The organism is Pseudomonas sp. P5_109, from assembly GCF_034009455.1.
Classification (GTDB): Bacteria; Pseudomonadota; Gammaproteobacteria; order Pseudomonadales; family Pseudomonadaceae; genus Aquipseudomonas.
Genome location: NZ_CP125380.1, coordinates 5,177,329 through 5,189,420, shown reverse-complemented (window position 1 = coordinate 5,189,420; position 12,092 = coordinate 5,177,329). Strand labels below are relative to the sequence as shown.

Annotated in this window: 10 protein-coding genes and 1 pseudogene; 6 read left to right on the top strand and 5 right to left on the bottom strand. The window is 61.1% G+C overall.

Annotation, left to right across the window (positions count from 1 at the left end; translation table 11 throughout):
* Positions 1-44: 44 nt before the first annotated feature.
* Positions 45-1,526: a methyl-accepting chemotaxis protein gene (locus QMK54_RS22950; protein WP_320401399.1), complete on the bottom strand. Its 1,482-nt coding sequence runs from the start codon at positions 1,524-1,526 to the stop codon at positions 45-47.
* Between the two features lie 189 nt (positions 1,527-1,715).
* Complete coding sequence (locus tag QMK54_RS22945) at positions 1,716-2,525, bottom strand: TatD family hydrolase (protein ID WP_223589554.1); 810 nt, start codon at positions 2,523-2,525, stop codon at positions 1,716-1,718.
* 237 nt (positions 2,526-2,762) lie between these two features.
* Between QMK54_RS22945 and QMK54_RS22940 the strand changes: the two genes are divergently transcribed.
* From QMK54_RS22940 to QMK54_RS22930, 3 genes are all read left to right on the top strand, one after another.
* Complete coding sequence (locus QMK54_RS22940) at positions 2,763-4,184, top strand: transglycosylase SLT domain-containing protein (protein ID WP_320401398.1); 1,422 nt, start codon at positions 2,763-2,765, stop codon at positions 4,182-4,184.
* Positions 4,185-4,287: 103 nt separating this feature from the next.
* A complete protein-coding gene (locus tag QMK54_RS22935) occupies positions 4,288-4,722 on the top strand; it encodes a DoxX family protein (RefSeq protein ID WP_110659388.1) in 435 nt (144 codons plus the stop codon).
* Between the two features lie 247 nt (positions 4,723-4,969).
* Complete coding sequence (locus QMK54_RS22930) at positions 4,970-5,278, top strand: class I SAM-dependent methyltransferase (protein ID WP_110659389.1); 309 nt, start codon at positions 4,970-4,972, stop codon at positions 5,276-5,278.
* A gap of 3 nt (positions 5,279-5,281) precedes the next feature.
* Here QMK54_RS22930 and greB read toward each other — a convergent pair whose 3' ends face one another.
* Genes greB through QMK54_RS22915 form a run of 3 tightly spaced genes read right to left on the bottom strand, consistent with a single transcriptional unit; the run spans position 5,282 to position 9,001 of the window.
* Positions 5,282-5,779, bottom strand: a complete 498-nt coding sequence (greB, locus tag QMK54_RS22925) for a transcription elongation factor GreB (RefSeq protein ID WP_007973570.1) — start codon at positions 5,777-5,779, stop codon at positions 5,282-5,284.
* Positions 5,780-5,813: 34 nt separating this feature from the next.
* The gene (locus QMK54_RS22920) at positions 5,814-8,318 is read right to left on the bottom strand and encodes an ABC transporter permease (protein ID WP_320401397.1); all 2,505 of its coding nucleotides are present in this window, start codon (positions 8,316-8,318) and stop codon (positions 5,814-5,816) included.
* Positions 8,318-9,001, bottom strand: coding sequence for an ABC transporter ATP-binding protein (locus QMK54_RS22915; RefSeq protein WP_110659391.1), 684 nt, complete (start codon positions 8,999-9,001; stop codon positions 8,318-8,320). The genes QMK54_RS22920 and QMK54_RS22915 overlap by 1 nt, the downstream gene beginning before the upstream one ends.
* A 10-nt stretch (positions 9,002-9,011) precedes the next feature.
* On the opposite strand from QMK54_RS22915, the gene QMK54_RS22910 reads away from it, so the two are divergent.
* The 3 genes and pseudogenes from QMK54_RS22910 (at position 9,012) to QMK54_RS22900 (ending at position 11,588) form a co-directional block, all read left to right on the top strand.
* Entirely contained in the window at positions 9,012-9,617 is a 606-nt protein-coding gene (locus tag QMK54_RS22910; protein WP_320401396.1) for an arylesterase, read from the top strand.
* A 56-nt stretch (positions 9,618-9,673) separates the two neighbouring features.
* Complete coding sequence (locus tag QMK54_RS22905; protein ID WP_003226812.1) at positions 9,674-9,967, top strand: hypothetical protein; 294 nt, start codon at positions 9,674-9,676, stop codon at positions 9,965-9,967.
* 562 nt (positions 9,968-10,529) lie between these two features.
* Positions 10,530-11,588 (top strand): annotated as a pseudogene (locus QMK54_RS22900) (IS110 family transposase).
* The last annotated feature ends 504 nt before the right edge of the window (positions 11,589-12,092 follow it).

Sequence of the window (12,092 nt, the reverse complement as noted above, 5' to 3'; positions counted from 1 at the left end):
AGCGCCTTCCAACTGTGGGAGCGGGCTTGCTCGCGAAGAGGCCCTTAAAGTTTGAGCTGACCTATCGCCTTGCTCAACTCCCCGGCCAACGCCGCCAGTTCATTGCTGGTGGTCGCCGAGGTTACCGTCTGCTGCACCGTGTTCTCGGTCACGTCACGGATGCTCACCACCGCGCGGTTCATCTCTTCCGCCACCTGACTTTGCTGCTCGGCCGCCACCGCGATCTGCGTGTTGCTCTCACGCATCTGCGCCACCGCGCCGGTGATTTCGGCCAATGCGGCCCCGGCCTCCTGCGCCTGTTGCACGCAGTCGTCGGCCTTGAACGAGCTCTCCTGCATGAAATCCACTGCGTCCCGCGTGCCGGCCTGCAGTGCCGAGACCATGAGGGTGATTTCGTCCGTGGAGGCCTGCACGCGTTTGGCGAGGTTGCGCACTTCATCGGCAACCACCGCAAACCCGCGCCCCATTTCGCCAGCCCGGGCCGCTTCGATGGCGGCGTTCAGTGCCAGCAGGTTGGTCTGCTCGGCGATGCTGTGAATCACGTTGACCACGCCGTTGATCTTTTGGCTGTCCTCGGCCAGGCGCTGAATCATCTCGGCGGTCTGCTGGACGCCAGTGGACAGTCCGGCAATCGAGCGTTGCACCCGCGCCACGACCTCCTGCCCGCTGCCGGCCAGGGTATCGGCCGATTGCGAAAGGTCACGGGTGGCACCCGCGTGTTGGGCGATGTGATAGACCGTGGCGGTCATTTCATTGATCGCCGTGGCCGCCTGATCGGTTTCGCTCTGCTGGCCGAGCATGCCGTGGCGCACTTCATTCATGCTGGTTGCCAGCCGCGCAGCGCCGTCATCCAGTTGCCGGGCGGTGCTTGCGACGGTGTTGACCACCCTTTGATAACCGGCCTGCATGGCGTTGAAGGCATTGGCCATCTGCCCGACTTCGTCAGTGCAAGCCAGTGGCACGCGGGCCGACAGGTCGCCGGTTTTCTCCACGTGCAGCATGACGTCTTTCAAGGTGTTGAGCTGGCTGAGCAGGAAGCGGATCAACAACTGCGAGGCGCCGAGCATTGCCAGCATCAGGATGAGCACGGCCACCGCGTAGTTGGCTAAACGTTCGTTGAACACCTGGCTCAGGCTTGGACCGTGGGCGATGACCGCAACCTGCTGACCACCCGCGCGGGTAAATACTTCGGCGCCCATCAACGGGTTGTCACCGAACAGCGGCATCGCGTTGATCTCGACCCAGCCGTTTGCATCGACGAGTTCGAGCATGGGCTGTCCATTCAGCGATGGTGCCTGCCCGCGATCGAACGTCAGAAGGTTGTCGGCCTTGGGCAGAGGCTGCCCGGCAGGCCAGTCGACCAGCAATCGTGCTTGTGCCTGAGACGAGGCTTGGGACGCATGGACACGGGCCTGTTGTTCGAGGTGTACGGCGTACAGCACCAACAGCAGTGTGGTGACGAAGGCGACTGCGTTGACCGCCCAGAATTTGTATTTCAGCGAGATGTTGCTAAGCCAGGCACCCATGGAGGTCTTCTCTGATAGCGGAAACAGTTTTGGCAAGGTGCCAGTATTGTGCCGCCATGGAGAATCCGGATTTTGATGCAGGTCAATGTGGGAGCGGGCTTGCTCGCGAAGGCGGTGTATCAGTCGACTTCCATGTTGAATGACACGGTGCCTTCGCGAGCAAGCCCGCTCCCACAGGTGGTTCTGTGTTTACTGGGGAATGGAGGGCAACCCGTAGAACGCCCGTGCGCACGCTGTGGTGTGTGCGGCCAGATCCTCCTGGCTTTCCCCGCGATGCAGCGCGACTTCGCGCAATACTTCGGTCAGGTACGCCGGCTCGTTTCGCCCGTTTTTCGGCTTGGGGCGCAAGCTGCGCGGCAGCAGATACGGTGCATCGCTTTCGAGCATCAGGCGTCCGCGCTTGATCTCCTTGACCAGTGGATGCAAATGCGTGCCCCGGCGCTCGTCGCAGATCCAGCCGGTAATGCCGATGTGCAAGTCCAGGTCGAGGTAGCTGAACAGTGCCTTCTGTTCCCCAGTGAAACAGTGCACAACGGCGGCCGGTAGCCGGTCGCGGAAGTCGCGCAGGATTTCCAGCAAACGCTGGCTGGCGTCGCGCTCGTGCAGAAAAACCGGCAACTGCAATTCAACGGCCATGGCCAGATGTTCTTCGAGGACCTTTTCCTGCTGCGGGCGCGGCGAGAAGTCACGGTTGAAATCCAGCCCGCATTCGCCCACGGCCACCACATTCGGTTCGTTGAGCAAGCTGCGCAAACGTCGGGCGCTGTCGGCGTTCCAGTCACTGGCGCAGTGAGGGTGAATACCGGCGGTGGCGAACAGACGCTGAGTGCTTTCGTCCAGTTGCTGGCACAGCTCAAGGGCCTGTTCGCTGCCCTCGACACTGGTGCCGGTCAGCACCAGTTGGCATACGCCGGCCGCGTAGGCGCGGTCGAGTACGGCCCGGTGTTTGTCGGCAAAACTGGGGTTGGTCAGGTTGACGCCGATATCGATGAGTTGCATGGTGCTACCTCGGCCCAAATGCCGGAAAGCATATCAGAGCCGCGGATTTATAAGAAAAGCCAAGAACTACAACGGGTTAACGCTGTCTCTTGAGCCGCGGAGCAGGCTGGGTTGGTAGTTTTGCCATCATTGTGCCAGTCTCTCGCACCTTGCCAGCGCCTTGGGCGCTCTGTTTTTGTCGCCCTGCTTGATGGATTTCGTCATTGAAGCGGGCCTCATATTCTTTCCGGAGAGTGGATGATTCGTCCCTCGGTTTTGCTACTGCTGTGTTGTTCGCTGCTGCTGCCGATGTCGGCGGTCGCGCGTCTGCCCGGGCCGCTGCAAGCCGTACCGGCCAGCAAGGTGCGCGACCTTGGCGAAATTCGCAGCAGCCGTGTGCTGCGGGTGTTGGTCAACCAGAGCCGCAACAGCTCCGGCGAAGTCCAGGGGCAGGCGATCGGGGTCGAATACCATCGCCTGAGAGCATTCGAGCAATACCTCAATGGCCATGCCCGTGACGGTCAGGAAATCACCCTCAAGATCATTCCCAAGGCCAAGGATCAACTGCTCGGTGCGTTGCAGCGCGGGGAGGGCGATCTGGTGGCGCCAGGCGAGTTGCTCGATCTGCAACCGGGTTTCGCCGTCAGCACCAGTGAGCCGATTGCCAGCAACATCCCGTTGGTCCTGGTGGGCATCAAGGGCGAACGCCGCTACACCAGGCTTGAACAGCTTTCCGGCAAGACCCTGGCGTTACCCGCCGGCAGCGCCGCCGGGGATACCGTCAGCCAGATCAATCAAAAGCTTGCCCTGCACAAACTGCCACCGGTCACAATCGAATGGGTCGATCCGAGCCTTGCCGTCGAGGATGTACTGGAGATGGTGCAGGGCGGGATCTTCCACCTGACCATCGTCGAGCAGCCGATCGCCGAACGCTGGGGCAAGATCCTGCCCAAGCTGCGTTTCGACAAGCAGGTACTCATCAGTGATCCGGGCGAAGAGTTCTGGTTCGTGCGCCGTGATGCCTCGATGTTGCGGGCCAGCATTGACCGCTTTCTCACCGGTTACAAAAAACCATCGGATCAGGACGCCGCGTTCCTGCGCATCTATCGTCGCCTCTATCAAGTGCACTATCCACTGGCCAAGGCGGACCGCCAGCGTCTGGAAAAACTTCGCCCGGTGCTGCAGAAACACGCCGATGCCCAGGGCATGGACTGGCTGAACCTGGCGGCGCTGGCCTTCAAGGAGTCAGGCCTGCAGCCCACCGCCCGCAGTGGCGGTGCGCCGACCGGCCTGATGCAGATCACGCCTTCTGCGGCGCAGCGGGTGGGGGTCAACAATATTCAGGACGTCGACGGCAATGTGCAGGCCGGGGCCAAGTACCTGGCGATGATCCGGCGCAAGTTCTTTGCCAGCCCGAAACTCAACGAACGCGAACGCATGGCCTTCGTGCTGGCGGCCTACAACATCGGGCCGGAGCGGGTGCAGGGCATGCGCGCCGAAGCCCGGCGGCGAGGCTTGAACCCCAATCAGTGGTTCTTCCAGGTCGAGCGCGTTGCCATGGAGCAAGTGGGTATGGGGCCGGTCAGCTATGTTAACAGTGTGAACAAGTATTACCTGGCGTTCGACCGGGAGCGGGAGTCGTTGGAGCCTCAGGGACAAAAGGTTGTCTCCCGTAAATAATCAGCTAATTTGATTGTTATGGTGAGATTTTTGCGCTTTTAGCATTTGATTTGCTGATTAATATAGCGGCCAACCCACACACACTTACAAGGAATGAAACAGCATGAGCACACTGATCAACAAGGTACTGTCTACCCGCGCTGGCTACGGCCTGACGGTTCTGCGCATCGTCGTCGGTATCGTCTTCGCCGCCCACGGCTCGCAGAAACTCTTCGGGGCATTTGGTGGTTATGGCCTGGCGGGAACCGCGCAGTACATGGAAAGCCTCGGGCTGACACCGGGTTACCTGATGGCGACACTGGCGGGCGGTACCGAGTTCTTCGCCGGCCTGGCCTTGATCATCGGCCTGCTGGTTCGCCCGGCCGCGCTTGGTCTGATCTTCCTGTCGCTGGTGGCGATTTTCACGGTGCACATCAGCCACGGCCTGTTCATGGCCAACAACGGTTATGAATTCGCCCTGGCGTTGCTCGGTGGCAGTATCGCGGTATTGATCGAAGGTGCGGGCAAACTCTCGGCGGACCGTGTCATCGCCGGCTGACCGCTCTGGCTCAACGAAAAGGCCCGCATTGTGCGGGCCTTTTTTGTTGCGCGTCATTCTTGACACTGTCCAGTCAGCTTCTCTAGGATGTTGCCCATGCGCCGATTTAAACAGCTACTTGCGGGGCGCCAGGTGACTCATCCAGTTGCCGATAGAAGCCAGAACAGGCTTCGAAATACCGCTAAAGCGCTGGTTCGGTGTTGCCTCTCACCTGCCATGCAGACTTTTGAGGCAGAGACACGACACAATGAATGCACTAAACGCCGTTATACGTCCCGCGCCGATCACGGCACACCTGACCCAGCGCAATCCAAAAATCCTGCTTGGCGGCAAACATCAGCCGACGCTCTTGCGTTATCTCGATGGCTGGCCACGTCGTACCGGCGGTCCCGCTGCCTTCCTGATCCAGTTTGTCGAAGACGGCGAGTCGCTTGCCCGTTTTGCCGACGACAGTTTCGATCTGGCGGTCATTCAATCCCCCAGTCTCGAAGACGCGCCTGAAATGATCAGGCAACTGACCCGTGTCGCCCGGCAAGGGCTGATTACGCGCCGTTGAGTTTCACGGGTAGTCGATCGCCACGATATAAACACACTGCTCACCGGTCGGTGTCTGGACCCGCACTTCGGCGTCCAGTGCCTTGCCGATCAGTGCGCGGGCCAGCGGCGAATCAATACTGATCAGGCCCTGTTTGAGGTCCAGTTCGTCCGGCCCGACAATGCGGTAGCGCGATTCCTTGCCGTCCTCGTCCTCGATCGTGACCCACGCGCCGAAATAGACCTTGTTCGGATCGCTGGGTTTTTCGCTGACGACCTTGAGCGCTTCCAGGCGTTTGGTGAGAAAACGCACGCGGCTGTCGATCTCTCGCAGCATCTTTTTGCCGTAGGTGTATTCAGCGTTCTCCGAGCGATCACCCTGGGCCGCGGCTTCGCTGACGGCCTGGGTCACCTGGGGACGGCGTACATGCCACAGTTCATGGAACTCGGCGCGCATCCGCGCTTCACCTTCTGGGGTGATCAGTGCGGTGCCGGCGGTGCGGGGAGGGCGGTAACGGCTCATGGCAACTTCTTGTGGTGGAGACGGCTGGAGTCTATCAACCCTCGCGCAGGACTGTCAGCGGGCTGGCGTTCAATGCCCGACGGGTGCCGAACACCCCGGCCCCACCGATCAGCACGGCACCTATCAATGGCAGCAATAACAACCATGGATGCGGATGCCACGGCAGGTCAAAGGCATAGCGGTAGAGCACCAGGCTCACCAGTTCCGATCCCAATGCCGCCAGTAAACCACTGACTGCACCGAGCAAGCCGAACTCGATCCGCCGCGCCTTGACCAGCAGTTGCCGTTCGGCCCCCAGTGCACGCAGCAGCGCACCCTGGCGAATGCGTTCATCCAGCGTCGCTTGCAGGCCGGAAAACAGCACCGCCATCCCCGCCGCCAATACGAACAACAACACATACTCCACCGCCAGGGTGACCTGGGCGAGGATGCTGCGCAGTTGTTCCAGCAAGGCTTCGACCTGCAGGATCGTCACCGCCGGGAATGCGCGGGACAGGTCGACGATCTGTTGATCATGACCCGGTGCCAGATAGAAGCTGGTCAGGTAGGTCGCCGGCAGATCCTTCAGGGTTCCGGGCTGGAAGATCATGAAGAAATTCGGCTGGAAGTTGTCCCAGTTGATCTCCCGCAGGCTGGTGACTTTCGCCTCGCGATTGACCCCGCCAACGCTGAAAACCATATGGTCGCCAAGCTTGAGTTTCAGGCTTTCGGCGACTTTGCCTTCTACCGACACGCCGGGTACATCGTCTGGCGTTTGTTGGTTCCACCAATTGCCCGCCGTGAGCTTGTTGCCCGCTGGCAGGTCCGCCGCCCAGGTCAGGCTCAGGTCGCGCTGGATTGCCCGATCTCCGGCTGACTCTTTGGTGACGATTTGCTGCACCGGCTCGCCGTTGATGCTGATCAGGCGCCCCGGCACCACTGGGTACAGCGGCGCCGATTGCGCCGATACTGCGATCAGGTGATCGGTGAAGGCTTGTTTATCCGCAGGCAGGATGTTCAGGGCAAAGTAATTGGGGGCATTTTTCGGCAACTGGTTCTGCCAGGTATCCAGCAGCTCGCCGCGCAGCAACGCAATCAGCGCCATCGACAGCAGAATCAGGCCGAACGCCAACGACTGACCCGCAGCGGCGAGCGGATGACGCAGCAATTGGCCGAGTCCCAGGCGCCAGGGCAGGGATGCACGTGCGAGCATGCGCCGCAGACTCTTCAACAGCAGCAGCAACAAGCCGCCCAGCACCAGCGCTGCAATCACGCCGCCGCCAAGCAGGGCAAAGGTCAGTACCAGGTCCAGGCTCAGGCGCCACATGATCAGGCCGAGGGCACCCAGCGCTGCGCCGTAGATCATCCAGGTGCTGGATGGGATCGGCAGCATGTCCCGACGCAATACACGCAATGGCGGAACCCGGCCCAGTGCCGCCAGCGGCGGCAAGGCGAAGCCGGCCAGCGCGACCAGTCCGGTGCCGATCCCGGCAATGGCCGGAAACAACCCACCCGGAGGCACGTCGGTGGGCAGCAAGTCATGCAGTAGGGCAAATAACCCAAGCTGTGCGAGCCAGCCGATGAGGGCGCCGCTGATGCTGGCCAGCAGACCGAGCACGGTTAGTTGCAGGCTGAACAACAGCATGGTTTCCCGGCGTGACAGCCCGAGGCAGCGCAACAAGGCGCTGGCATCGAACCTGCGGGTGGCGAATCGGGTCGCCGATAACGCCACCGCTACGCCGGACAGCAATACCGCCACCAGGCTGGCCATGTTCAAGTAGCGTTCGGCCTTGCCCAAGGCACCGCCGATTTGCCGGTTGCCATCTCGGGCATCCTGCAAGCGTTGGTTGGCGGCAAGCCCTGGTTTGATCAGTTGGCGATAGGTTTCCAGCGCCTGGGCATTGCCACGCCAGAGCTCGCGATAGCTGACCCGGCTGCCGGGTTGCACCACGCCGGTCGCCGAGAGGTCGCCGAGGTTGATCAGCACGCGGGGTGACAGGCTATAGAAGTTGCCGGCGCGGTCCGGTTCATACGTCAGCACTCGCGCCAGCTTCAGGGTTTTCATGCCGACGTCGATGCTGTCGCCAATCTTCAGGTCCAGGGCGGTCAGCAGTCGTGCCTCGACCCAGGCTTCACCGGGTTTTGGTCCTCCACCGGGTTGCTCCACGGCGAAGGGCGCGGGTGCGCTTTTCAGTTCGCCGCGCAGCGGGTAGGTGTCATCGGCCGCCTTGATACTGGACAGCTGGATGCCGTCGTCGGTAGCGATGACGCTGGAAAACTCCACCACCTGCGCATGTTCCAGTCCCAGTTCGACGCCGCTGCTTATCTGTTCGGGGTGCGCAGGCGAACTGCCTTCGAGCAGCAAGTCGGCACCGAGAAACTCGGTGGCGCGCAGCATCATGGCGCCGTTCAGGCGCGCGCCAAAATAGCCAATGGCGGTGCTGGCGGCCACGGCCACCAGCAAGGCGAAGAACAGCACGCGCAATTCACCGGCGCGGGCATCGCGCAGCAATTGGCGGATGGCGAGACTGAACAGGCGCAACAGCGGCAGACGTGCCATCAAGGCTCCAGTGGGGCGACCAGCAGGCCGGCTTCAAGACGGATCAGGCGCCGGCAGCGATGGGCCAGGCGTTCATCGTGAGTCACCAGCACCAGGGTCGTGCCGCGCTCCTTGTTGAGCTCGAACAGCAAGTCGCTGATGCGCTCGCCGGTGTGGCTGTCGAGGTTGCCGGTCGGTTCGTCGGCAAACAGCACGTCGGGCTCGGCGGCAAATGCACGGGCAATCGCCACGCGTTGTTGCTCGCCGCCGGAGAGCTGGCGCGGCGAGTGAGTCAGGCGTTGACCCAGCCCCACGCGTTGCAGCAGTTCGGTGGCGCGCTCGCGGGCGTCTTTGCGGCCATCGAGTTCCAGTGGCAGCATGACGTTTTCCAGGGCATTGAGGCTGTCGAGCAGCTGAAACGATTGAAAGACAAAACCCACGTGCTCGGCGCGGATGCGCGCACGCTGGTCTTCATCGAGGTTGCTCAGGCCTTGCCCGGCGAGAGTGACTTCGCCACTGCTCGGCAGGTCGAGGCCGGCGAGCAAGCCCAGCAAGGTGGACTTGCCGGAGCCCGATGCGCCGACGATGGCCAGGCTATCGCCCTGGTTCAGTTCCAGGCTGAGTTGGTGCAGGATGGTCAGTTCACCTTCCGCGCTGGGAACCACTTTGCTAAGGTCCTTCGCGATGAGAATGCTTGCGCCCATGGAGAGTCCGATGCGTGTCTGGTTTTTGAGTGCTGGCCTGGCCTTGATGTGCATGGCCCAAAACGCAGCGGCGGGTACAGTCCTGATCGTTGGCGATAGTATCAGCGCCGGTTTCGGGCTGGATACCCGGTTGGGGTGGGTGTCACTGCTTGAGCAACGGCTCAAGCGCGAAGGTTTCGACGATAAAGTGATCAATGCGTCCATCAGTGGCGACACCAGTGCCGGAGGCCAGGCGCGCCTGCCCGCGCTGCTTGCAGAGCATAAACCGGAACTGGTGATCCTCGAGTTGGGCGGCAATGACGGCCTGCGCGGCTTGCTGCCAACTCAATTGCAACAAAATCTTGCTTCGATGATCGACAGCTCCCGGGCCAGCGGTGCCAAGGTGTTGTTGCTCGGCATGCAACTGCCACCCAATTATGGCGCTCGCTACACAAAGGCCTTCGTCGAGGTCTACAGCAACCTGGCCGATGAGAAAAAGATCCCGCTGGTGCCGTTTTTCCTCGACGGCGTGGGCGGCCATCCGGACTTGATGCAGGCTGACGGCATACACCCGGCGGTCGGGGCCCAGGACAAGTTGCTGGAAAATGTCTGGCCTACCCTAAAACCGCTGTTATGACACTTTTCTAGAAGCAGGCTTTCGGCTAAGGTGGCGCCCCCGATTTGGAGCCCCCGATGCCGCGTCCTGCCTGGTCACTATTTGCCTACCAACTGATCGAGCCTGACGAACAGCTGGATCTGTTCGCCTGCCAGGAAGTGCGGGTGCATCTGGTGACCCGTCAACTGGAGCTGGGCGGCTCGGCGGACCGCACCTTGTGTGGGAGTCTGTTGCCGGCGCAGCCTCGCTGGTCGAGTGTTGATCGCCGGGTGTTTCAGGATCAGCGGTTGTGTTCGTTGTGCCGGGCTATTCTTGAGTCGCAGAAGCGGGGGACTTCGCCGATCTGGCCTGAGTTGCGGTTTGAGCTTTGATCCTTGGTGGTTGTGTACATATCCGTTGGTTAGGTAACGGCCACTTATGGTTTCGCCCTTACGGCGAGTCACTTTTTTTACAAGCGCCTAAAAAAAGTAACCAAAAAAACGCTCGCCCCTTGCGTCCGGCCCCTCGCTAAGGCTCGGCGTTCCTTCGCTCCGGTATCCATCCGGGGACACTGCCCTCCGGTCGGCTTCGCTTCGACCTACATGCAGCGTGTTCGACTGCGTCGAACGGCGCTGCGCGCCCATCCCCGGATGAACACCGGAACGAGGCCTCCCGAGGGGGCGGGTGGATCAAGATCAAGAGCTGCAGGCGAGCTAACGCTCGGCCTGATGAGTGGTGAAAAGCGGCGTGTGTACGCCGATCAACTGTAGGAGCTGGCTTGGCGGCCTGTCAGTCGGCCCGATTTTGCAGATATGCCCCAATCCGTGTAATTGGATGGACTCGCCCAAGCCGAGGCGTCAATGCGCCACGGTGGCAGTCTAAACAGCCAACGACAGCGAGGGCGAGTCCATGAAAAATCATAGTTCGTTTGATCAATCCGTGTCTTCTTCCGATTTGTCGGCCTGCACAACCTTGGCGGTCGACTTGGCCAAACAGGTCTTTCAGGTCGCCGGTGAAGATATCCTCGGCCAGGTGCGCTACGAGCAGCGGATCAAGTCGCGCGAGGCGTTTTATGATTTTCTCCGACAGTTGCCGGCGCATGTCGTGGTTTTGATGGAGACCGGTCCGGGTGCCCAGGCCTGGGCCCGGCAGCTGCAAGAGCAAGGTAATCCGGTGCGGATTCTTCCAGCCGGTTTGGTGGCCACACATCGCAGCGGGCCTAAAAATGATCGCAACGATGCGCTGGCGATTCTGCGGGCCAATCGCGATGAAAAAATCTGCGCAGTACCGGTCAAAAGCGTTGCGGCGCTGGCAATGCAGGCGTTGCATCGCGCCCGCCAGGGCTATGTGCGTCGACGCACGGCCCTCAGTAATCAGATGCGCGGCCTGCTGCTTGAGCACGGCGTAGCCTTGGCACAGGGCGATGTTGCGATCAGCCAGAAAATCCCGCGGGTGCTGGAAGATGCCACCCAACCGGTGCCGGGCCTGCTGCGTGAACTGATCGACGAACTGTTGGCCGAGTGGCGCCATTTGGGCGAGCGCATCAGCGTACTGACGGGACGCCTGGAAGTGGCCGCCAACGCTGACATGACGGCGAAGCGGCTAATGACTGTGCGCGGCATCGGCCCGGTCACTGCCACGGCACTGGTGGCCAAGGAAACCAAGCCTGAGCGCTTTCCCAATGCCCGCAAGTTTGCCGCGTACTTTGGCATGGTGCCTGACTAGCACAGCAGCGGGGAGACGGTCCGGTTGGGGGGCATGACCAAGCGAGGTGATGCTTATTTACGCAGCCTGATGATCCAGGGGGCCCATGCGGTGCTGCAACAACTACGACCTGATTCCCAGCAACCCGATGACCGCCGCTTGTTGCACTGGATGAGCCGGTTGGGCCGTAAGGAGGCTGCGATCAGGCTAGCCAACCGCAACCTGCGAATCGTCTGGGTGCTTCTACAGAATGACCAGACTTATCGTCGCCACGCGGGTGATGGCCAGCCAGCGACGATGGGCCACTGAGCGACAGAGTTCTGCCACCGAGGTACTAACCGTCTGACCCTCTGCTGAAAAAAATTGACCCCAGGTAAGACCGGCGTGGATTGATGCCTAAGCTCCTACTGGCCTTCGAGGCCTGACTGTAATCGGCATACCACGAGCTTTTCCAATTTTGGCCAGAAGCCGAAGACGGCTTCCACGAATAGGCCTAATACATAGATGCAACGGGGCAGCGGTTTTTCAAAAGCGGGTAGACAGTGGGGGCGAGTCCATACATAGGAGCTGGCTTGCCGGCGATGGCGATCTGTCAGGCAACATCAATATTGGATGTACCGGCCTCTTCGCGAGCAAGCCCGCTCCCACAGGTTTGATGGTGTTCAAAAAAATGTGTTCGACGCAAATACTGTGGGAGCGGGCTTGCTCGCGAAGGCGGCCTGCCAGCCAACTCAATTCTCACAGACGAACGAACCCGGCAAACAGGCCGGCCGGTAGGCCGCCTCGGTTTGGGTTTTGCGGTGCACGCCCCCC